21 protein-coding genes are annotated in these 22,874 nt (G+C 29.2%); all 21 read right to left on the bottom strand.

What is annotated here, in order from left to right; translation table 11 throughout:
- Nucleotides 1-28 precede the first annotated feature (28 nt).
- The 21 genes from JJC01_07315 to JJC01_07215 all read right to left on the bottom strand — a co-directional run bounded on the left by JJC01_07315 (nt 29) and on the right by JJC01_07215 (nt 22,874).
- On the bottom strand, nt 29-871 hold the full coding sequence (locus tag JJC01_07315; GenBank protein ID UDN59658.1) for a kinase/pyrophosphorylase: 843 nt from the start codon (nt 869-871) through the stop codon (nt 29-31).
- Nucleotides 872-877: 6 nt separating this feature from the next.
- On the bottom strand, nt 878-1,516 hold the full coding sequence (locus JJC01_07310; protein ID UDN59657.1) for a helix-turn-helix transcriptional regulator: 639 nt from the start codon (nt 1,514-1,516) through the stop codon (nt 878-880).
- Between the two features lie 456 nt (nt 1,517-1,972).
- The gene (locus tag JJC01_07305; protein UDN59656.1) at nt 1,973-3,265 is read right to left on the bottom strand and encodes an NAD(P)-dependent oxidoreductase; all 1,293 of its coding nucleotides are present in this window, start codon (nt 3,263-3,265) and stop codon (nt 1,973-1,975) included.
- A gap of 37 nt (nt 3,266-3,302) precedes the next feature.
- Entirely contained in the window at nt 3,303-3,659 is a 357-nt protein-coding gene (locus JJC01_07300; protein ID UDN59655.1) for a PTS glucitol/sorbitol transporter subunit IIA, read from the bottom strand.
- Between the two features lie 28 nt (nt 3,660-3,687).
- The gene (locus tag JJC01_07295) at nt 3,688-4,047 is read right to left on the bottom strand and encodes a hypothetical protein (protein UDN59654.1); all 360 of its coding nucleotides are present in this window, start codon (nt 4,045-4,047) and stop codon (nt 3,688-3,690) included.
- Between the two features lie 50 nt (nt 4,048-4,097).
- Nucleotides 4,098-6,071: a BglG family transcription antiterminator gene (locus JJC01_07290; GenBank protein UDN59653.1), complete on the bottom strand. Its 1,974-nt coding sequence runs from the start codon at nt 6,069-6,071 to the stop codon at nt 4,098-4,100.
- Nucleotides 6,072-6,291: 220 nt separating this feature from the next.
- Nucleotides 6,292-7,305, bottom strand: coding sequence for a PTS glucitol/sorbitol transporter subunit IIB (locus JJC01_07285; protein ID UDN59652.1), 1,014 nt, complete (start codon nt 7,303-7,305; stop codon nt 6,292-6,294).
- 12 nt (nt 7,306-7,317) lie between these two features.
- Entirely contained in the window at nt 7,318-7,863 is a 546-nt protein-coding gene (locus JJC01_07280; GenBank protein ID UDN59651.1) for a PTS glucitol/sorbitol transporter subunit IIC, read from the bottom strand.
- Nucleotides 7,864-8,242: 379 nt separating this feature from the next.
- A complete protein-coding gene (locus JJC01_07275) occupies nt 8,243-9,112 on the bottom strand; it encodes an AraC family transcriptional regulator (GenBank protein UDN59650.1) in 870 nt (289 codons plus the stop codon).
- A 158-nt stretch (nt 9,113-9,270) separates the two neighbouring features.
- Nucleotides 9,271-10,389, bottom strand: a complete 1,119-nt coding sequence (locus JJC01_07270) for a linear amide C-N hydrolase (protein UDN59649.1) — start codon at nt 10,387-10,389, stop codon at nt 9,271-9,273.
- A 229-nt stretch (nt 10,390-10,618) separates the two neighbouring features.
- The gene (locus JJC01_07265) at nt 10,619-11,173 is read right to left on the bottom strand and encodes a flavin reductase family protein (GenBank protein ID UDN59648.1); all 555 of its coding nucleotides are present in this window, start codon (nt 11,171-11,173) and stop codon (nt 10,619-10,621) included.
- A gap of 65 nt (nt 11,174-11,238) precedes the next feature.
- Nucleotides 11,239-11,646 carry a MerR family transcriptional regulator gene (locus JJC01_07260; GenBank protein UDN59647.1) on the bottom strand — a complete coding sequence of 136 codons (408 nt, stop codon included), beginning with the start codon at nt 11,644-11,646 and terminating at the stop codon, nt 11,239-11,241.
- 247 nt (nt 11,647-11,893) lie between these two features.
- Nucleotides 11,894-13,312, bottom strand: coding sequence for a YfcC family protein (locus JJC01_07255; GenBank protein UDN59646.1), 1,419 nt, complete (start codon nt 13,310-13,312; stop codon nt 11,894-11,896).
- Nucleotides 13,313-13,335: 23 nt separating this feature from the next.
- Entirely contained in the window at nt 13,336-14,475 is a 1,140-nt protein-coding gene (locus JJC01_07250; GenBank protein UDN59645.1) for a M20 family metallopeptidase, read from the bottom strand.
- 371 nt (nt 14,476-14,846) lie between these two features.
- The gene (locus tag JJC01_07245; protein UDN59644.1) at nt 14,847-16,310 is read right to left on the bottom strand and encodes an alanine:cation symporter family protein; all 1,464 of its coding nucleotides are present in this window, start codon (nt 16,308-16,310) and stop codon (nt 14,847-14,849) included.
- A gap of 641 nt (nt 16,311-16,951) precedes the next feature.
- A complete protein-coding gene (locus JJC01_07240) occupies nt 16,952-18,214 on the bottom strand; it encodes an MFS transporter (GenBank protein UDN59643.1) in 1,263 nt (420 codons plus the stop codon).
- Nucleotides 18,215-18,237: 23 nt separating this feature from the next.
- On the bottom strand, nt 18,238-19,446 hold the full coding sequence (locus JJC01_07235; protein ID UDN59642.1) for a PLP-dependent aminotransferase family protein: 1,209 nt from the start codon (nt 19,444-19,446) through the stop codon (nt 18,238-18,240).
- Nucleotides 19,447-19,474: 28 nt separating this feature from the next.
- The gene (locus tag JJC01_07230) at nt 19,475-20,368 is read right to left on the bottom strand and encodes a bifunctional enoyl-CoA hydratase/phosphate acetyltransferase (GenBank protein ID UDN59641.1); all 894 of its coding nucleotides are present in this window, start codon (nt 20,366-20,368) and stop codon (nt 19,475-19,477) included.
- A gap of 17 nt (nt 20,369-20,385) precedes the next feature.
- Nucleotides 20,386-21,444, bottom strand: a complete 1,059-nt coding sequence (gene buk / locus JJC01_07225; protein UDN59640.1) for a butyrate kinase — start codon at nt 21,442-21,444, stop codon at nt 20,386-20,388.
- A gap of 158 nt (nt 21,445-21,602) precedes the next feature.
- Nucleotides 21,603-22,142 carry a 2-oxoacid:acceptor oxidoreductase family protein gene (locus tag JJC01_07220; GenBank protein ID UDN59639.1) on the bottom strand — a complete coding sequence of 180 codons (540 nt, stop codon included), beginning with the start codon at nt 22,140-22,142 and terminating at the stop codon, nt 21,603-21,605.
- 12 nt (nt 22,143-22,154) lie between these two features.
- The gene (locus JJC01_07215; GenBank protein ID UDN59638.1) at nt 22,155-22,874 is read right to left on the bottom strand and encodes a 2-oxoglutarate oxidoreductase; all 720 of its coding nucleotides are present in this window, start codon (nt 22,872-22,874) and stop codon (nt 22,155-22,157) included.

Genomic DNA, 22,874 nt, shown 5'->3' with positions numbered 1-22,874 from the left:
TATATCATTTTTATTATTAAACATTTTATTAAATTTCTATTTCTTTATATATTTTTAGACCATTTTCCTTCATTATGTCTAAAATTATACCTGCAGTTTCTTCAATTGCTTTATTTGAAACATTTATTACTGGGCATCCAATTTTCTTCATTATTTCTTCTGAATAGTCTAATTCTTGAAGTATTCTTTCTAAGTTAGCATAATTAGCTTTACTAGATAGCCCTAAAGCTTTTAATCTTTGAGTTCTTATTTCATTCAACTTTTCAGGTGAATTAGTAAGACCTATTATCTTCTTAGTTTCTATTTCAAATACTTCTTTAGGAATTGGTATTTCTGGAACTAATGGTACATTAGCTACTTTTATATTTTTATTAGCTAAATACATACTTAAAGGAGTTTTAGATGTTCTTGATATTCCCACTAAAATTATGTCTGCTTGAAGAACTCCTCTAGGGTCCTTTCCATCATCATATTTTACTGCAAATTCTATAGCCTCAACTCTCTTAAAGTAAGATTCATCTAATTTTCTGATTATACCAGCTTCTCTTTTAGGTTTTCTTCCAGTTCTTTTACTTATTTCCCTTAATATATCTGTCATCAAATCTATACAACTAAGACCTTCTCTTTCGCAATATCTTTCAACAATACTGCATAGCTCTTCATCAACTAATGTATATACAATCAAAGCGTTTTCAGCTTTTGCATTTTCTAGTGTTTCAAGTAATACTCCCTTATTAATCATATATGGAAATCTTTTTATTTCATAAGTTTCATTTACATAAAATTGTGACATACATGCTTTTGCAACTTGTTGTGCAGTCTCCCCTACTGAGTCTGATACTGCATATATAATTAGGTTTTTCACCAGCATACCTCCTTAATTGTCAACTATTTCTAAAAATAGCTTAGTTATGTTGGTTTTTGATATTCTCCCAACAACTCTCATATGATTTTTGTCTTCTTCTTTATATTCAACAATTGGAATCGAATCTACTTCATGTTCTATTATTTTTTTTGAAGCCAATAAAACACTTGCTCCCTTAGTCAGAGTAACTACATTTGGAGTTCTTGTCATTATCATACCTATTGGCATCTTATTTATATCAGAACCTCCTATAGTTGCTTTTAATAAGTCCTTTCTAGAAACAACTCCACATAATTCTTCATTTTCATCTATAATAACTATACTCCCTACATCAGATAAAAACATAGTGACTATTACATCATATATACTTTCGTCTTTCTTAGCTAGTACAGGCATGCTCATTATATCTTCTACTGTTTTTTCTTTTATACTTTTACCAATTAAATTAATTTCACTAACTCCTGAATAAAAATATCCAACTTTTGGTCTTGCGTCTAGTATTCCTGTCATTGTTAATATAGCTAAATCAGATCTAAGTGTAGCACGAGTCACATTCAAGCTGGAGGCAATACTTTCACTCGTTATTGGTTCATTTTCCTTAACTATATCTATTATTTTTAGTTGTCTTTCATTAAGCTGAATAATAATCACCTTCTTTCATTGTGCTATACTTTTTATCTTTTCGTATCTTATATAGTATATTATATAACTATATATACCATTCTGTAAACAGATTTTTTATTGAATACGATATATTTTTTACCAAGTTCTTTTGCTTAAAGATATTTATTGTATATTAATGGGGGATATTTCTTTAATTAATAGAACTATATTAGTATTACAGTTAATATTATAATACATAATTGGCTATTTTAATTCATTTTATATTAAAATTTTTAATTATATTATCTTAAATATGAATATAAAATTGCAGAATTAATTTAAATTAAACCTACTAGTAAGATTTTTAACTGTAAACAAACTATAAAATAAGATTTATCAAAACACTCTCTCAAAAAATATAAAAAAATTTAAAAGGGCTGATTTTAAAATAACCATCAACCCTCTTTTAAATAACATCTATATTATATTATTATACAATAAATTTTATCCAAATATTTTTTCTTGTAATTGTCTTAAATGATATAAAGTAGTATCTTTTTCTATCTCTACCATATCATATGTTATAACTTCACCCTTTTTAATATCTTTAATAACTTTAGTCTTTTTACTGATTAAACCAATAGGTACAGCATTCATTTCTTTTGCAACATCATATTTTTCTATAGTGCCATAGCATGTATATGCACCATATCCATCCATATACTCACCTTTTTTCAAGTCTTTCTTAGCTATAGTCATAACTTCTGCAACTAATCCAGCTTTAGGCACTATTGTAGCCTTATGCTCTAAAACTGCCATTGCTGCTGATAAAGGAGTTTCTAAACTGCATAAATGATATGGTCTATATAATATGTAATTAGGTCCATCACCCATACTTAAGTATTTTAATTCATCATTAACTGCTTTTAATTTATGAGCAACTACAACGAAAACACCAGGTGCTATACCATTTACAAAATCAACTACACCATAATTATCTAATACTCCACCCTCGCTTTTTAATGCATATTTCTTAGGTACTTCATTAACTGTAGCTTCAATACCATGCCCACCTCTTACATCAGGTACAAATCCAGTTGCATTACACATTAAAGCCATTTCTACCATTGTTTTAGTACCTTCTTTAAAAGAAGCTATCATATGAGGTGAAGCTCCTTTTCTTTCTGCTTCTTCTTTTACAGTATCAGGATTACAGTCTAAATCTAGTTTATTGTTTTTACCTTTACCTACTACTCTAACTTCAAATCCCATTGCATCTGCAAAATCAAATAGACCCATTACTGCCCCTGGTTCATCTCCTGCAGAACCTGTAAATATTACTCCTGCGTCATCTGCTAATTTTTTAAGTATTGGACCAACAACACAATCAGTTTCAGCGTTTAACATTACTATATGTTTTTTATTTAAAATAGCATTTAGTGCTATTTCTGCACCAATTGCAATACCTCCTGTTGCATCTATAACTACATCTATTGACTTTGTTTTGCAAGCCACAAGAAAGTCATTACATGTTAATACTTTTCCTTCTTGTAATTTTAATTCTGCATCTGTTTCATTTGTTACATTATCTATGATTTCTTCTTCTATACCTGCATCAGTAAATGCTTTACGAGCTAATTCTAGATTTATATCTACAACAATAGATGCTTCCATTCCTTTCATATTTACCATTTGACTTACCATTCCATTACCCATATGACCAGCACCTATAAGAGCTACTTTTATTTTTTTACCTTCTTCTTCTAGCTTTGCAAGTTTTCTGTTTAAATCTAACATATCAATTCCTCCTGTTATAATAATTTTATTTTTCAAATTAATAAATAGTTATTAAATCTCCAATCTTTATATCTGGTTTTCCAATTTCTACATGTATTTCTCCAGGTAAATTTACTTTATCTTCTCCATCAAATTTAATTGTACAGTGACCAATTTCTCTAAGAGTATTTTGAGCAATATCACCAACTGAAACTATACAATAATCTCGATTTCCTATTGTAAGTGTATCCCCTATTTCAACATTACTTTTTAATGTTGATATTGAATGAATTACAGATATATCTTTCAAATCTTCATCATTAATAGTTTCATCGTATATAATAAGACAGTTGCTTTCATTTATTAATTCTTCAACTAAACTGCCTATCCCACTTATCTTAACTTCATACTTCATGATATCCCTCCTGATAATTTATATTAGATTAATTAAAAGAAACATTTATTTTTTCTTTTATAAATTTTATAGCTTGTACAATACTTTCTTCATCTTTAAATTTTTGCTCTGCACTATATATGTCCAATCCTTTTATATCTTCAATCTCTTTAAACTTAGCCATCACTGTGCGACCTTTTAAAATTTCTCCACACTTTATAAATCCCTCTGAATCTGAAGATATAATAGCTATACTTCCTTTAGAAAAATAACTTTTCTTTTTTCCTGTAGACACTATATCGCCCATTTTTTTAGCTTTATTTAAGGCTTTGAAATATAGTTTATTCTGATTCATTACAAACAAAGTATTTAAAACATAAACAACAAATAAAATTATAAGTAGTTTCATATTTACACACCTTTCATAAATTAATTTGTTTTTTTAGTCCTATACAAAACCTATATAATATTCTCAATCAATACTTTTTTAAATTCTACAAAGCTTCTACATTTACTTATCTTATTTGTTAATTTTACATTTTGTCCTATCTTTAAAACTTCTTCATAAATCTTTACCAATAAATCTGAATCCACCTTATCCTCACATGGAAACATTGTCATAAGTATTATTTTTATACTTCTATTTGCATAAAATATTGGCTCTTCTAAAACCCCAACTGCCATTAAAAATTTATCTGACTTTTCATTTACAGCATGAGGAAATAATAAACCTTTATCAAAAACTGTAGGAGATTTTTCTTCTCTTTTGATTATATTTTTTCTAAAATTATCATCAATACATCCCAAATCCATAAGATTGTCCATCATTTTTTCTAATGAATCAAGTATCGTTTTTTCATTTAATATCATAAATTTATTTTCATTTAACAAATTATTTATTAGTAAATTTGGAGAATCAGTAGTATCTATGTTGCCTTCTCTTAAACATAATACGGTCTTTAATTGTTCCCTCAATTTATTTTCATCAAATATTGTATTGATTTTTAATACTATTGTATTTATATTTGATGTATCTAAATCAATAGTTGTAAAAACTATATCGTATTCATCTAAATTAATGTTTCTCAAATTAAAACTTGAAAGAGTATCAATTTTAGGATTATTTCCTATCAATTTTTCAACTCTTATTTTTAATAGTTTTGCTGTTCCAAGACCTGTCCCACATATAATTGCTATTTTCTTAATTGAATAAAATCTACTACTATTTCTTTCTAAGTATCCACTAAAATGAATTGCTATATAACCAATTTCATCCTCAGAAACTTCTAGATTATATTTTTTCTCTATTACTTTTCCTGCTATTTGTGCCAGCTTAAATGGAAGTATATAGTTTTGTTTGATTTCTTCTAACAATACATTTTTTAATTTTATATTAAATAATAGCCTGTTCAGTGTAAAACTAAGATGATATCCAAGTCCTACCCTTAACTCATCCTCATTTATAAAAATACCCATATCAACATATATCTGATTGAATATGCTTTCCATTAAATCATCAATATTTTTATTTATTCTACTACTATTTAAAGCACATTCTGATGCTGGTGCATTTCCACTTACTAATGGTATAGTTAAATAAATAATTTCTTCATCATTTAAAATATATTCAAATTTTTCTGATAAAATATTCTTTATTTCCCCAGCAATAAGATACTCATCATATGACTTAAGTAAATCAAATTTTACATCATACTCTTTTACTATCTTCTGTTCTTTTACTCTATACATCAAAACTACTATGTAATTAAAAACTTCTCTGAGCATTTCATCTGTAACATAAAAATTATTATTTTTAAATAAAGTCAATAATTCTTCTTCTAAACTTGCAATTTCTTCTTTTTTGATACATTTAAAGTACTTAGAATTATTTAAATCTTTTCTTGAATCTTTATACAACTGATTTAATATAAGTAACCTAATATCAAGTTCACTACCATGCAATTTCATTCCTGTATTTTGCTTTTTTACTAAATTCAAATTATAAGAATTTAATACCTTTTCTACATATTGAAAGTCATTTACTAGCGTAGTTCTTCCTATACACATCTCATCTGCTAGACTATCCAGTGTAATAAATCCATCTAGTTCTATCAAATAATTTAGTATAAACTCTGCCCTCTCTTCCTTTGAATTTAATGAAAATACACTTTTTTTATTCACATCAATAATCTTATTGAGTATTTGCTTATCTTTTATCTCTAGTTTATAGCCTTGACCTTTTATATATTTTATTATTGCTATGTTACTTCCTAAATCTTTATTCAATTGCTTTATATATGTTCTGACACTTCTGGTTGTAACATTCAATTCGTCTGCTATTGAATCAATACTTACAAACTCTTTTTTACTACACATAATCAATATCTTGAATATTTTACGGTCAATAGAAGGAATTTTCTCAGTTACATTCATTTTGCATCTCCTCCTTGATTTCATTCTAGTACAAACTTGAAACCAAATTAATACATAAAATTTCACTTTGCTAGAGGAAAATTTAGTATTAATCCAAATCAATAATCACTCCTAATTAATACTACAAAAGCTAGTCTTTCATTAACTAAAATTTTGACTAGCTTAAGTTTACATTTACAATTTTATTAATTAAGTTTAAATCTCATAACAACATAAAATACTATCTTAATGCAAATATTGCAACGCCATACGCAATAATTACAGATATTGGCCCAGTTATTAAACGAGAGTAAAATAATGCTGGTACTCCATATTCCACGGTTTCTGGTTCTGCTTCTCCTAAACTTAATCCTACTGGGACAAAGTCACAGCCAGCTTGCCCATTTATTGCAAATAAAGCAGGAAGTGCTAAATATGCTGGTATTGCACCAAGACCAATTTGTGTTCCTACAAGAGTACCTACTACCTGTGCTATAACTGCTCCAGGACCTAATATAGGTGATAAAAATGGAAGTGTACAAATTATTGATATAACTAACAAACCACCAATGTTTCCTGCAAGTGGTGATATTACCTTTGCAATCCAATCACCTAACCCAGATGCCAAAATAATTCCCATAAGCATACTTACAAATGCCATAAATGGTATTACATTATTCATTATCATTTGGATAGTATCTCTACCCGCATCATAAAACTTTGATACTACTTGTCCTGCTCCTTGCCCAATAGAAAGTATTATGTTTTTCTTCGCATATTCTTCTTGAGCTTTTGATTTTACTTCATTATAATTATCAGGCTTTCTAATAGAACTTTGACTTTCATTTTTATTTTCTTGAGATTTTTTTTGTGTTTCTTCACCATCTAAAATACTTATGCAATTAATATTAACATCTGATACATAGTATTCTTCAGTTATAAATTTTGCTAAAGGCCCTGTTTTTCCCACTGGATTTACATTAATTGTAGGTATTTTCTTCTTTGGATAAACCCCACACCTTGCTGTTCCACCACAATCAATAATAACTACTGCCACCTCTTCATCAGGAATCCCAGTTTTAAATCCATCTATAACCTCACAATCCAATAATTCTTTTATTTTTAATGTCACTTCATGAATACCACCAGCAGTCATTGACAATATTTTATTTCTAGTTGCTTCTTTTTTTATGTATAAAGGTCCTCCCCAACCAGAAGTTCCCTTTTCTATCTTTAATACTCTATTTGCATCCATTTTAAACCCCTCCTAAGCCTTATTTGTTGCTTTATTTTTTCTTGTTAAAAATGCGTACATTTTTTCTGTTACTACACCTCTTATAAAAATCACAATTAGACCAACTATAAAATACCATAATGCTAATGTAGTTGTTTCCTTACCTAATGTAGTTAAACCTGCTGAAATACCTAGCCATACAAAAAGTTCTCCTGCATTTGCATGTGGGAAAAGTCCTGTAATTGGATGTACAAATGAAACAGCTGCATCATAAAATCCTGCTTTATGTTCCTCTTTTAGAAATCTACCAAATGTATAACACATAGGATTTCCTAAGAAAAATACTGACACTAATGGAAGCAAAGTATATCTTGTAAAAGCATTTCTTCCAAGTTTAGAAGCCCATTTATTTACTCTTTCTTCACCAACTATTTTAATCAATGAGTTAATAGCTACCATTAAAACGATTAATGTTGGAAGAGTCCCTGATATAAGACCTACAAATTGTTCTCCTCCCTTTTGAAATAAACCAATAAACCACTCTGCACCTTTACTTAGACCTGTAATAACGTTTTCCATAAGATTATAACCTCCCTATAATTTCTTTAAATTTTTAATTTTATTGACTAGCTTTAATTCTACAAATTGCATCCTTTTTCTGTAAGATATACTATTATTATAAATGTTTTTCTTTGATTAATATCATTTTAATATAATATTTTTGATAAATTAATACATCTTTTTTCAACTTTGCAAAGGAAAAAGTTGTACTAATTAGAATTTTCAGAAATATACAAATTTTATTGTGACTATATTTTAAATTTTTCTTAGAAATTTAAGAACTTGTTTTTATTTATTTTATTATCGAAATTGTCGATAGCTACTATAAATAAAAAAATAGATGCTCTTTTCTGAGCATCTATTTTCTATTTCAACTTATTTTTAGTTTTATCTACAGTTATTTTATAGGTATACAAATATCAATCTGTGAATCTACATTATCAGGTCCTAAAAATCTTTCATCATATATCTCGAAATCATCTCTTATATCAATTTTTTCCTTTGTGCTTAAGAACCAAGTTCCCCATATATATTCATAAGTTTTATCTAGCTTGTCCAAGCTACCAGTATGAGTGAATACAGCGTATTTTCCTCCATCAATATTTTTTGAAACAAATAAACTTGGTATATTTTCATAGCTACTAACTTCAAGCCCTATTATTTCGTTAAATTCCATAGTTTCACTAAGTAGATGTATTTGTGGAGTTGCTTCACAAATTCCAAATGCTCTGTTTGATGGCAAAGTGTTTGGCACCATATTGTATACTTCTCTAAATTTTTCCCACAAACTAGGTAATGACTCATCTTCTAGTGTTACTTTTTCTTTTATACCAATTACTTTTATTGAATCTATCTCTTTTATAACTGGTTTGATTGTTACATTTTCAACTAAATGTTTCATAAAATCTAATTCTAATTTTTTCTTCTTTCCAACAAATACATCTATTCTATTTTTTCTATATTCTATGGGACTGACCTTGTATATAGATTTAAATGCTCTACTAAATGCTTCTGAAGATTCAAAACCACTATCAATTGCTATATCTAGTACCTTTTTATCACTGTATAAAAGTTCTTTAGAACTATTAACTAATCTTCTTTTTTTTATATAACTTCCTACACTCTCACCAAACATAGACTTAAATAAACGTGTTAAATGATAATAAGAGTATCCAGATTCTTTTGCTACATCATTTACACTTATATCTTCTTTTAAGTTATTTTCAATATATATTATAGCTTTTTCAAAATACTTTAAGTAATCCAAGATTATCCCCCTATTCGCTTTAATATTCTCAAGTATTATAATATTTCAAGTAACACTATTTTGTTTACTATACTAAAATATCATAAACAATTCAACATTGTTTAGTACTTTCATTTTATTTTGTATACTATAACTACATAGGATAATCAGAGTATTTCTTATTCAATTAATTTAAAAAAATCTGATGGTGATTTCTCTATATTTATATTTACAAGTTGTGTTGTATACTTAAAGTTATCATTTAAATAGTAACTATTCCAACCATTGTCTTCCAATCCACCCCATAAAATATTAAATTTTCCCATAGTTAGGTCCATAACTATACTTTTTAAAGTTCCAAAAAAATCATTATAATAATTACAAGATAGACCTTGTGGATATTTTGAAGTCAATAAATTAATTAAATCTTTCTCTCCAATCTTTTTAGAACTTTCTATATACTCTTTAATTAATTTATATCTATGAATAGAATTGCTCATTGATTGTGGTTCTAGTTTATGAAGTTCCTCAATATGGACATGATTTGTAGAATGCAAAAATGATTCCCTTTCACTTTCTGCCTTATTTATTCTATTTATGTCTTTTCTTCCATCTAAAGTTTCTACAAGTGCAATATTTCCAGACTTATCTGCAATCAATAAATTAATATTATATGCTATTGGCATGTCTTCTATATATACCAATGCTTCCTCTACATCCTTACAGTTTTCCAACAAATATCTAATAACAGCCCAAAATTGTAAACCTACAACAGCTGGCTTTCTCAGTCCCTCTGAATTACCTACAGGTAAACCACAAGATGACTGACTCACACCTAAACCACATTCATTCATTCCCTCAGTTCTACCAAACTGCATTACTGTAGTCCCAATATGTGCGTATTTACCAGCTACCTTAGTTTTGCATAATACAAAATCCTCCATCTTGTGTGAAAAGTCAAAATTACGTGCAAATAGTACATGACCATTTTCAGTTAATTCTGGTGCTAATGCAACTTGACTACAACCTGGTCTAAGATATGTCATAGTATAGTATAAAATTTGATTCTGATTTACATGAATAGCATCAGCAAAACCTTGTAATTCTTCATTAAGCCCTGGACAATATTTATCAAATAACTCCACCATATGATTTTCTTCTTCTTTAGTTAAAACATTAGATTTATTAATTTGTTCACCTATCAACTCTGGTATATTTACAATTGATTTTCCTAACTCATACCCTATTTCATAATTTGTACCACATAATTCGAAAGTTCTTACTTTTAAAGTCTCCATATTGTTTCCTCCTACATATATCTTGTATTTAATTTTATCATCAGAGCTATAACCTTTCATGATATTTTTTGCTATGATAAGTTAACAAATCTAAAAGGTCTAATAAGTACCAGATTTATATAGGATTATTTAAGTTTCTATATCATTTAAATCATATGATGTTTTTTTAATACTAGGCATAATACCTTTTTGTATTTCTTGTTGGGCTTGTTTTACTAGTGCATTATAATCATTCCCCTTCATTCTTTCTAAGTGTCATACATTTAGCAAATGTATTTCCTGTTTTTAAATATGTATATCCAGGCATTTCAAATAAAATTGGTTTTAATTTATCATAATCGATTTTGCTTTCTTCATTTAAAATTTCTTCGGCTGCATATGTATGACTTATTTTTAAGATAAAATTTTCAAATCCATTTGTTTCATAAATATCATCCACATAACATTCCATGTTTAGTTTTGATTCTTTTATTAGTGGTGCACCTTCATCACCTATTTCGTATTCAAATACTTTTGATTTATCAATTTTACTTCCACTTACACAACCAACATAATCTGCTTTTGACAACATATACTCATCTACAATATTTACAGAAAGCACTTTGCTTTCTTTAATTCCTTTATTCGTATAATGTGATTTTGCTAAACTTACCATAATATGGTCATGTCCAATAATACCTAAATGTCCTACTAACATCCAGTTAGGTCTTTCATTAATTACTACTCCAACTACTACTAATGGTGTAGGATATAATCCTATTACAGAACCTAAATCTTTTTTCATATATAATTACCTCTTTTATTTTATTTTTTATATTGTATTCCCTTAACTCAACTTAAGGTCAAGCATTATTTTTTATATTCATGCTTTTCTTTCCACTCCTTAACCATTTTTTGTGTTACAGGGTCACACAGGTTATAGTAATTTTCAATTTTATACTCAACAACATCTAAACATTCTTGAAGTTTACTAATCTGTGTAGTCAAATCTTCCTTTACTTCCACCAATATTTCTCTACGTACTTCCTTTGTATCATCATCAGAGCATGCAAGTCGTACATATTCAATAATAGCTTCTAAAGAAGCACCTGCTTTTTTAAACTTCATCACAAACTCAATCCAATGAATAGCGCGTTCATCATAATCACGAATTCCAGATTTATTTTTAGGAATAGGTGGAATCAAACCAATCCTTTCATAATAACGCAAATTATCGACTGATATTCCAGTACGTTTTGAGGCTTCTTTAATTGTCATAAGCATCACACTCCTTATAATTATCTTTTTTTAATATACAACCTTAAGTTAACTTCAGGTCAAGTCTTTTTAAAAACTTTTTTTATAAATTAAAAAAGTAAATCAAAAAGGTGAACTATATAAAGTTCACCTTTTATTTTAGAGACTATACTTAAATGTAATTTATTATATTATAAATTTTATAATTTAATATGTTCAATCCCAATATATTTTATTTTAAAATTATATAAATGTATTTTTTAACACTTTAAAAAGGACCTAAATTAATCTGTACTGCAATCATCAAAAATATAAATCCTAAAGCTAATTCCATAAGTATTATCTTTGATGCAAATTTAAACCATCTTGTATAAGGGATATGAGCAATAGATATTCCAGCCATAAGAACGCCTAGCGTTGGTACTATTCCATTTGCAAATCCATCACCCATTTGGTAAGCTAAAACTGCAACTTGTCTAGGTATTCCAATAACATCTGCAAGTGGAGCCATAAGTGGCATAGTTACCATAGCTTGACCTGTACCTGAAGGTATAAAGAAATTGATTACAGATTGCATAATCATCATTGCTCCTCCACTAAAAATCCTAGGAACATAATTTAACACTAATGACAATCCATGAACTATTGAATCTAAAATTACTCCTTGTTCTAATATAACTACTATACTAGATGCAAATCCTATCAAAATAGCTGGATATACCATCTCTTGCATCCCTTTTACAAATCCAGAGGCAATTTTATTTGGATTCATACCATAGACTATTCCACATAAAATTCCTAGAGCAAAGAAATAAGCTGATAAATCCGACATTCCTAAAGAAAATTTTACAATCAGTATCATCAGAACCAGTATTCCTCCAAAGAATGTAACTAATACTCTAATATTTCCAGAAGATAACTTATCCCCGACAGAAGACTCATCAATTTGCCAGTGACTATAATCAATGTCTGACACCAAACTTTTACTTGGGTCTTTTTTTATCTTTTTACAATAAAAAATTATATATGTAGAAAGTAAAATCATTGTACAAATCCAAAATATCCATCTAAACCACATACCTGAAAAAAGTGGTAAACCTGAAATACCTTGTGCTAATCCTACTGTAAAAGGATTAATAGTAGCTGAACCATAACCTGATGCAAGCCCTAACAATAAAATTCCTGAAGCAACTAATGCATCATATCCCAAAGCAATACATAAGGTCATCAATATAGGTAAGAATGCAATACATTCTTCATACATTCCTACAACTCCACCAGCTAGTCCAAAAGTCAATACTAGACATGTAATTATAATCTCACCTTTTTTACTTCCTTTACTTTTGGAGATAACTCCACCAATTAGGGCATCTAGTGAGCCAGTAGAATTTACTATACCAAATGCACCTCCAATAATAAGTACAAAAAAAACTGTTACAGAATTTTTTCCAAGCCCGCTTGGTATAGCTCTGAATACATCCATTATACTGACAGGATGTTGTTCTCCATATGTAAAACTTCCAGCTTGCACAATCATATTTCCAGTATTTAAATCTTCAACTCTATTATATGTTCCAGAAGGAACAATGTAGGTCATTATGGCTGCAAATATAATTAAACCTATCATCAAAACATATGCATCCGGGAATGCTAATTTTTTCTTTTTGATTTTACTCTTATTAGTCATAGCCTAATCCCCTTTGTTAGAATTTACTCTTCTTTCATTTTTTTTAGTAATTCTGGTTCTTCAAATAAACGTAATCCTGTCAAAGCTAATACTTTTATTCCATCAATTACTCTATCTTTTGCATATGGCTTTATAGCTGCTTCTAAAAATTCTTTTGTATGTAGTTCTTCACCATTTTCAGAGAATTTTATCAAAGGATGTATACATGGCATAATTTGACTAAGATTTCCCATATCTGTCGAACCTAATAATACCTGCTCATCGTCATCATATATACCAAATTCCTCCATAATGTTTGTAAAGATACCTGTTAAAACCTTGTTTGCATTTAAGCCTTGGCAAGTTGGCTCAAAATGGTAAAATTCAAGTTCACAGCCAGTAGCTATTGCAGCTCCTCTAGCACAATTTTTTACTTTTTCAACCACCTCGTCAAAGTAGTCTTGCTCTTTTGCTCGTATTTCTAGTCTTACTTTCCCCATGTCAGGTATTACATTTGCAGCAGTTCCTGCTTCTAGTATGATACCATGTATTCTAGTTCCATCTACCAATTGTTGTCTCAATGCATTTACATTATTATATAATAACACTACTGCATCCAAAGCATTTATTCCATTATATGGCTTAGCTCCTGCGTGGGATGCTTTCCCAGTAAATATAAAATCTAATCCTCCTATTGCTATAATTTCTGGAGTTACACAAGTCTTTGAGTTTGGGTGTATCATCATTGCAGCATCATAACCATCAAATACACCATGTTCTATCAAGTAAGGTTTTCCATCCCCAGTTTCTTCAGCTGGTGTCCCAATTATACTTACCTCTCCTTTGTAAGTATCTAGTATACTTGCAAGAGTTATTCCAGCTCCAACTCCCATGGAAGCTATCAAATGATGGCCACATGCATGACCATTACCTGGAAGAGCATCGTATTCTGCTATAAATGCTATTCTTGGACCATCGCCATTTTTCTTTGTTGCTTTAAAAGCTGTTGCCATACCTGCCAAATTTTCCTCAACCTCAAAACCTTCTTCTATTAGAAATTTTGATATTTTTTTAGCAGATTTATACTCTTGTAGGGCAATTTCTGGTTCATCATACAAAGATTGACATAGCTCCAAAATTTTTTCTTTCTTTAAATCCGCAACTTGTATTATTTTTTCTTTCATATCAATCTTACCTCCCATTAAAATTAATTTATATATTTATTCATATAAGATAAAACAAACTTATATTTATTACATTAAAACTATTTCTACACTTATAGTAAAACCTAGTGACTTATTCAACAGTACAAATTTTTCTATCCATTATTTTATCTATTAAAATAAATAATCTTACTATATATACTAACCTTTAAAATAACAGTTTTGAATATAAATATGTATTTCTACATGTATAAACCAAATAACTAATAAGTAAAAATATAAACATATGCATTAAAAATTTATAATTTATTATATTGAGTTTACATAACTTTAATATCTATTTTGAAAGTCCAATTAAAACGTCTATATAAAATACTATAAAAACCATTAATTCAATTTAACTTCTGCTCGTTCTCTTTTAAGCATCTATTTTCCCAAAATTCAGCATTTTTTATATCCAATTCAACAGGATTAAAATTTCTATCAGCTCTTTTTATTCCTAATTTTTTCTGTCTTATGTAATCATAATATGCTTTTATAGCTGGCCTTTGAAGTGTAAAGATAGCAATTAAGTTTATATATGTTAAAACGCCTATACATATATCACCTAATGCCCAACTTGTAAGTGGTTCTATAAAACAACACATTGCTGCACATATTATAAGCATAAATCTACAGACATTTATTATATGCTTTTCATGTTTTTGTGCTTTAATTCTAGTTACCAAATAAGATACATTGGTCTCCATCATATATGAGAATGCTAATAATGTTGTGAAGGTAAATAATAATAAAACTATTGCTATAAAAATATCACCTAGTTGAGGATGTAATGTATTTATTGCACTCTGCACATATTGTGGACCTGGCTCTACACCTGGTAATACAGTTAAAACTCCTGTAACATTGTATTTTCCTGTTATTATAATCATAATACCTGTAGCCATACATATTAATAATGTATCCACATAAACAGAGAAAGCTTGAACTAATCCTTGTTTAGCTGGATGACTTACTTCTGCTGCTGCTGCACCATAAGTTCCAGAACCTTCACCTGCTTCATTTGAATATATACCTCTTTTAACTCCCCAAGATATTGCTGCACCTAACATTCCTCCAAACATTGAACCAAATCCGAATGCAGATTTAAACATAGTTATAATAGCTCCTGGAACTAAATTTATATTTACTATGATTATCACTATTGTCATGATAAGATATGCTCCACCCATTATAGGTACTACCTTTTCAGCAAATAAACCAATTCTTTTAATTCCTCCAAAAATTATTATTCCTAATGCAATAGAAGATGTAACTGCAATTGTCATTCTTGAAAATCCAAATGCTTGATTCATTGCTAAGTATAGAGTATTTGATTGCGTCCCAGGCATGAAAAATGTATAACTTATGATTGCAACTACTGAAAATAAAATTGAACATCTTTTCCATCCAAGACCTTTTTCAAAGTAATACGGAGGACCACCTCTGTACTGACCATCATGTTCATCTTTGTATATTTGAGCTAGAGTAGATTCTACAAATGCAGTCGCCGAGCCTAAGGTAGCCATTATACACATCCATACTAATGCTCCTGGCCCTCCCATTGCTATTGCTACAGCCACACCAGCTATATTACCAGTTCCAATTCTTCCAGCCATTGATGTAGCAAATCCTTGAAATGATGATATACCAACCTGAGAACTATCTCCTTCAAGTAAAAGGGTAAACATTTCTTTTATGTCTTTTATTTGGAAAAATTTTAATTTCAATGAAAAATACAATCCTATGCATAAGCACATTGCAACTAATACAGGTGACCAAACAATTCCATTAATGGTGTTAACTAAATCGGTCACTCAACTCACCACCATTCATTTTAATTTATAGACAATAATTTAAACAGCTATGTACTAATATTTTGTATAAACTTTATTTAACTCAACATATCTTATAGACTCATTTTTTATTTTATTTACCTTATTTCTATCTTTTAATATGTAAACTCCAACAATTATTACCAAAATTAAGAATATCAATTGATACATGAACATAAGTGTATAAATTTTTTAACGATATGTGCTTGACAGACAATCAAACAATATAAATTGAAATACATATAAGGAAAAGCCCAATACTACTACATAAATAGTACACTATTAATATGTAGCTAGATAATATATAGTTAGATTTCATAATTTTCTTATTCATCATTAGATATAAAATTGAGTGCAAATATCATCTATTACTAAAATCCATGTAAAATTTATATTAAACAAACTTATGTAAATATACAAATAGGTGATAATTGCTACTCAATCTTATACTTTTAGGGGTAACTTTATGCTAAAACTATACTAAAAACACTTGATAACATTTTAATTTTTTCACACTTTATTCATCAAATATAACTATAAGTTTTAATTTAGTATTACTTTTTATACAGTATTTATGTCAGTAGATTATACTGAAAAAAATACTCTCTTATTAAATGAAACTTTTAAGCTTTTAACTTCTCTAATCTTTTCTTTTTAACTTTTAATATATATAAACAAGATAATATTCCTATTACTAAAATAGCTATTTGGAATATAAATGTATATGTGTACCCTTTATTACCATAAGTATCTATCCAATGCCCTATTAATGCAAATTGGAATACATCTGGTGAAAAGCCTAAAGCTGCTGCTATACCTATAGTAGTAGCTGAATATTTAACTGGCACATTTACTTCCTCTTGAACTGCATAGTATATACCTTTTCCCATATAACCTAATATACCTACTACAAATGTTAATGCTATAAATAAAGTCATTGGCGTTGATGAAGGCAATACTAAGAATAAAACTATTACTACTATACCAAGTACATATATTGGTAAAAGCACTTTAGTAGGTGATTTTACTTTGTCTGCACAGTACCCTCCAAATGGAGCACCAAATAATTTTAATCCATGTTGTCTTATTATAGCCAATGCTCCAGATAGTGCAACTGAACCTCCAAGTACTGATGTTATATAAGGTGTAAAGTAAGACATTGTAACTGTAAATGAATATACACAGAATATACTTATACCTACTAACCAAGTATTTGGTGATTTTAAAACTACCATAAAGTCACTAGCAGCCATTTTTTCACTTTTACCTTCTTCTTTTTCTTCACTAATATCTACATCTTTAATTACAAACCATAATACTGGACACATTACTATAGATAATATTCCTAAAGATATCATTACCCATCTCATACCTAAAACAGGAGTTGAAAATAATGTATAAATATATAAGAATATAGCTCCCATTACTACTCCAGAAACTCCAACCATAGCTTCATTAAATCCATAAACTTTACCTTGATTTTCTTTTCCTATAACTCTAAGTATCTTTACCATAGAAGGGTAGTTCATAACTAATGATGTAATTGCACAACCTACCCAAGTTATGACAGCAAATGTATAGTTCATGTTAAATGCAAATAAAAATGATACTATTCCATTAAGAAATACAGAGCCTAAAATTATCTTTCTATAATCAAATCTATCTGCTAACCATCCTCCTATAGGAGCTCCAAATATATTACCTAATCCATAAATTGTAAGTAGAAAACCTAGTTGAGTATTTGAACACTGTAATGCTTTTAAAATTGGATCATACAATGTGTATTGGATAAATGGTATAATATAAACTAATTCCCAACATATAGCTATGATAACAAGTTGAATCATTAACTTTCCAAACTTTATCCCGTTCCCTTTTTCTCCCATAATTAAGCCCTCACTTTTAATATTTATTCACAAGCATAATTGAGTTCTTTTTTTATAACTTCTGCAAGTATTTTAATCCCTTCAACTATTTGCTCTTCTGACATTGTTGTATAATTAAGTCTCATAGTATTTTTTGGACCATTATTTGCAAAGAATGATTCTCCAGAAACATAGGCAACTCCAGCATCAATAGCTTTATCTAGTAAATTATCTACATTTATACTTTCAGGAAGTTCAACCCATATAAACATACCTCCATCTGGTTCTGTATATTTTGCTTCTTCTGGAAAATATTTTTTCATAGTTTCTAACATCAAGAAACATCTTTTTTTATACTCAGCTCTTATTTTTTCTACATGTTCATTTAAATTATACTTCTTTAAGTATTCTATTACCTGTACTTGAGAAAATTGATTTGATTGTAAATCGATACCTTGCTTTAAAAGTTCTGCTTTATCTATAATATCTATATTCCCACACATCCAAGCAACTCTAAATCCTGGACATAACACTTTTGAAAATGACCCTAGATATAATACTTTATCTTTAGTATCAAGTGATTTAAGTGTAGGTAGTGGTTCTTGTGTAAATCTTATTTCTCCATAAGGATTATCTTCTATTACTATGACATCATACTTGTTTACAACTTCCATAAAATCTTTTCTTCTTTGTAAAGACCATGTTTTTCCTGTAGGATTTTGGAATGTTGGTATTACATATATCACCTTTATGTTTGAATTTTCAGATAATAATTTATCTAAATCTTCTGTTACCATTCCTTCTTCATCTGTATCTACTCCTAAAAAATCACATTCATAAGGTCTAAATGCATTTATTGCACCTAAGTAACTTGGATTTTCTGTAACTACTATATCTCCTTTTTCTAATAAAATCATAGCACTAAGAGCTATACCTTGTTGTGAACCAGTAGTTATTATAATATTTTCTGGTTTTGTTTCAATATTTTCTTCTTCTTTCATTCTCTTAGCTATTATTTCTAACAACTCATCTTCACCTTTAGTAGGTCCATAAGCTAAAGCAAATTTTCCTCTTTCATCAAGTACTTGCTTAGTTACTTCACTTATTTCTTTTATTGGAAATAAGTTTGGGTCAGGAAGTCCTGCTGCAAAAGATATAACAGTTCCACCACTTGCCACTTTTTGAGCTATCTTCTTTTGAGAGTCTCTTATAGCTGAAGCCTTTACCATATCCATTCTTTTTGCATATTTCATAATAATTCATCCCCTTTTAAATAATTTCTTATTGTGATGCTAAGCAGGCTAGTGCTATTGAATTTATTTTAATTTCGGCTGTATCAGAGCGTGAACCTAAAATTATTGGATTTGTTGCCCCCAAAACAATCCCTGCCCACTTAGCTTTATTGAATCTAAGCCATGACTTTCCTAATATGTTTCCTGCCTCTATATTTGGAAATACAAGTAAGTCAACATCGCCAGCAATATTACTTTCGATACCTTTATGCTTTGCTGCATATGCATCAAATGCAACATCAAAGGCTATTGGACCTTCTACTATACAATTTGGTATTTCTCCTAATTTTACCATCTCTACAAGTGAATTAGCATCTACTGTAGATTGTATTTTGGGGTCTACCATTTCATTTGCAGTAAGTATCGCAGTTTTAGGATTTTCCATACCTATACTCTTCATAGTAAGAAGTGAATTTATCAATATATCTTTTTTCTGATTTAAATTTGGAGATACATTTATACCACTATCTGTACAATAAAGAAGTTTGTGGTATTGAGGTAATTCATATACTGCAAGTAAACTTAAAAGTCTTCCTGTTCTAAGACCAAACTCTTTATTTAATATAGCTCTCATATAAACACTTGTATTTACTAACCCCTTCATAAGAACTTTAGCATCCTTATTTTTAACTACTTCTACAGCTTTTTTAACTGATTCATCAGGATTTTGACACCCTATTATTTCATATCCCTTTAGTCCAATCTCTTTTGATATATTTTCTATTTTATCTTTATTGCCTACGAGAATTGGTTTTATAAGATTTAAATCTGTTGCTGATTTTACAGCTTTTAACACTTCTTCATCTTCTGCAACAGCAACACTTACAATAACAGGTTCAAGCTTTTTAGCTTCTTCTAATAAATTATTAAAATCTTTTAACATATTTTTTCTCCTAAATATTAATAAGTTTTTGCCATTTCTTCTCCATTAAGTACTCTAAGAGCTCCAAGAGCAAGTGCTTCCATTTCCATCTCACCTGCCACTATCTCTACTGGTGCTAAATATGAAACTTTTTCCATTATTCCTTTAATCACCATTTCCGAATGCGATATTCCCCCTGTTAAAATAATTCTATCTATATCTCCAGAAAGTGATGCTCCATACATAGAAATTTCTTTAGCTGTTTGATAGATGAATGCATCCATTATAAGTTTAGCTTTTTCATCACCATCTTTAATTCTATTTTCAATTTCTATCATATCTTTTGTTCCTAAATAATCGTACATACCCCCAATTGAGCTTACTTTTGCAACCATTTCATCGTGAGTATATTTTCCTGAGTAGCATAATTCTATAAGAGGGTATGCAAGTAATCCTCCACTTCTTTCTGGCGAAAATGGACCATCAGACCTTCCACCACTTCCATCTATCATTTTTCCTTTTTTATGTGCTACAATTGATATTCCAGAACCTAGATGAGCTACAATAAAGTTATAATCTTCATATTTTCCACCTAGTTTTTGTGCTATTTTTCTTGATACAGCCTTATGATTTAGTGCATGCAGCCAGCTAGCTTTTTCTATATCTGATATACCTGTAATCCTTGATACATCATCAAATTCATCTACAGAAACTGGGTCTACTACAAATGATTGAACTCCTATTTCATCTGCTATAGTCTTAGCTAACAAGGCACCTAAGTTTGATGCATGTTCTCCATTTATTTCATTTCTCATGTCCTCAATCATTTCTTTACTTACAATATAGGTACCACCTTTTATAGCCTTCATAAGTCCACCACGACCCACTACTGCGTCAAAAGAATTTATATCATGATTTTCACTACTTAAAACATCCACTATTAATTGCTTTCTATAATCATATTCATCAAATACCTTGGAAAATTTTTTTAAATCTTCTCTTGTATGAGTTATATTTTTTTTCAAAACTTCATCTTTATCTTGAAATACAGAAATCTTTGTAGATGTACCACCAGGATTAATTACTAAAATTTTCACTTCAACGCCTCCTCTGTTTCATACTGTAGAACGTCGTTCTGTTAATTTTTTAAAATTTTTGTCGTCCTATCACTCAGAACGACGTTCTATATTTTATTAATTAAATACTAACACATAAAAATGAGTATTTCAATAATAATTTTAAATATTTAAAATATTCACTCATAGTCATATCCAGCTTCAAATGCTTCTACATTTTTGGCATTAAACTTTCCTTTACCTTGATTTTCAAAGTATTCACACATACCACTTTCAAATTCTTCTTTTGTGAATAAATCTAATTTCTTCACCATAGCACCTAACATACAAATATTAGCAGATTTTTCATTACCTAAATTTTGAGCTATTTCAGTAACAGGTACTTTTATAACATTAATATCTTCTCTATATTTTCTATCCTTATTTACTAGTGATTCATTGACAAACATATAACCATTTGCTTTCATTAAACTCTCATACTTATCTACTGATACACTATTCATTCCCAATAAGATATCTGGATTTTTTACACAAGGATTTGCAATTTTTTCATCACTTACAACAACATTACAATTTGCACTTCCTCCTCTCATCTCATTTCCATAAGATGGGAACCATGTAATCTTCTTTTCTGCCTTATATGCAACATACATTATAATTTTTCCTGCTGTAAGAACTCCCTGTCCTCCAAAACCAGCACATATAATTTCATTTAACATATTATTTCCTCCCTAATCAATAAATTCTCCAAGTGGATACTTTGGAACAAGTTCGTTTTCTATTCTCTTCATAGCATCTACTGGCTTTAATCCCCAGTTTGTTGGACATGGTACAAGTATTTCTATTAAGCAAAAGCCCTTTTTATCTTTTTGTTTTTCAAGTGCTTTTTTGATATATCTTTTTGTTGTATTTATTTCTTTAGGGTTAGTTATTGTTCCTCTTGCCAAATATGCTATATCTAAATTTCCCATAACTTTTACAACATCAAATGTTGAGCCATGGTCTTCATATGTTCTACCTGCTGGAGTAGAAGCTGTATGTTGACCTTGTACAGTAGTTGGAGCCATTTGCCCACCTGTCATTGCAAACATATTATTATTCATAACTAAAAATATTACATTATCATTTCTAGTAGCAGCTGACATAGTTTCTCCAAGCCCTATTGCATAAGCTCCACCATCTCCAGCTATTGTAAATATATATTTATCTGGTCTAACTCTTTTCATAGCTGCCATAGCTGCACCCATTTTACCATGAGGAGGAACAACAACATCTACATTCATACTAAATTGAAACATATGATTACATCCTATATCTGAGCATATAATCGTATCTTGACATATATTCATTTCTGTTAATACTTCTCCAATAATTCTATCGACTATAGAGTGTCCACAGCCTCCACAGAACATATTTTCACACATCATTATTGCTGGTGCTTTTTTAGCCAT

The sequence above is a fragment of the Clostridioides sp. ES-S-0010-02 genome (genome assembly GCA_020641055.1).
In the GTDB taxonomy this organism is placed as follows: domain Bacteria; phylum Bacillota; class Clostridia; order Peptostreptococcales; family Peptostreptococcaceae; genus Clostridioides.
The sequence above is the reverse complement of the archived record's forward strand: the minus strand, read 5'-3'. Positions and strand labels throughout refer to the sequence as shown.

Excerpts from the sequence above, each read along its gene's own strand:
- JJC01_07315 (UDN59658.1), bottom strand. The coding sequence starts at position 871 with ATGCTGGTGAAAAACCTAATTATATATGCAGTATCAGACTCAGTAGGG.
- JJC01_07305 (UDN59656.1), bottom strand. The coding sequence starts at position 3,265 with ATGTTAGATTTAAACAGAAAACTTGCAAAGCTAGAAGAAGAAGGTAAA.
- JJC01_07300 (UDN59655.1), bottom strand. The coding sequence starts at position 3,659 with ATGAAGTATGAAGTTAAGATAAGTGGGATAGGCAGTTTAGTTGAAGAA.
- JJC01_07295 (UDN59654.1), bottom strand. The coding sequence starts at position 4,047 with ATGAAACTACTTATAATTTTATTTGTTGTTTATGTTTTAAATACTTTG.
- JJC01_07290 (UDN59653.1), bottom strand. The coding sequence starts at position 6,071 with ATGAATGTAACTGAGAAAATTCCTTCTATTGACCGTAAAATATTCAAG.
- JJC01_07285 (UDN59652.1), bottom strand. The coding sequence starts at position 7,305 with ATGGATGCAAATAGAGTATTAAAGATAGAAAAGGGAACTTCTGGTTGG.
- JJC01_07280 (UDN59651.1), bottom strand. The coding sequence starts at position 7,863 with ATGGAAAACGTTATTACAGGTCTAAGTAAAGGTGCAGAGTGGTTTATT.
- JJC01_07270 (UDN59649.1), bottom strand. The coding sequence starts at position 10,389 with ATGGAGACTTTAAAAGTAAGAACTTTCGAATTATGTGGTACAAATTAT.
- JJC01_07265 (UDN59648.1), bottom strand. The coding sequence starts at position 11,173 with ATGAAAAAAGATTTAGGTTCTGTAATAGGATTATATCCTACACCATTA.
- JJC01_07260 (UDN59647.1), bottom strand. The coding sequence starts at position 11,646 with ATGACAATTAAAGAAGCCTCAAAACGTACTGGAATATCAGTCGATAAT.
- JJC01_07255 (UDN59646.1), bottom strand. The coding sequence starts at position 13,312 with ATGACTAATAAGAGTAAAATCAAAAAGAAAAAATTAGCATTCCCGGAT.
- JJC01_07250 (UDN59645.1), bottom strand. The coding sequence starts at position 14,475 with ATGAAAGAAAAAATAATACAAGTTGCGGATTTAAAGAAAGAAAAAATT.
- JJC01_07240 (UDN59643.1), bottom strand. The coding sequence starts at position 18,214 with ATGGGAGAAAAAGGGAACGGGATAAAGTTTGGAAAGTTAATGATTCAA.
- JJC01_07235 (UDN59642.1), bottom strand. The coding sequence starts at position 19,446 with ATGAAATATGCAAAAAGAATGGATATGGTAAAGGCTTCAGCTATAAGA.
- JJC01_07230 (UDN59641.1), bottom strand. The coding sequence starts at position 20,368 with ATGTTAAAAGATTTTAATAATTTATTAGAAGAAGCTAAAAAGCTTGAA.
- JJC01_07220 (UDN59639.1), bottom strand. The coding sequence starts at position 22,142 with ATGTTAAATGAAATTATATGTGCTGGTTTTGGAGGACAGGGAGTTCTT.
- JJC01_07215 (UDN59638.1), bottom strand. The coding sequence starts at position 22,874 with ATGGCTAAAAAAGCACCAGCAATAATGATGTGTGAAAATATGTTCTGT.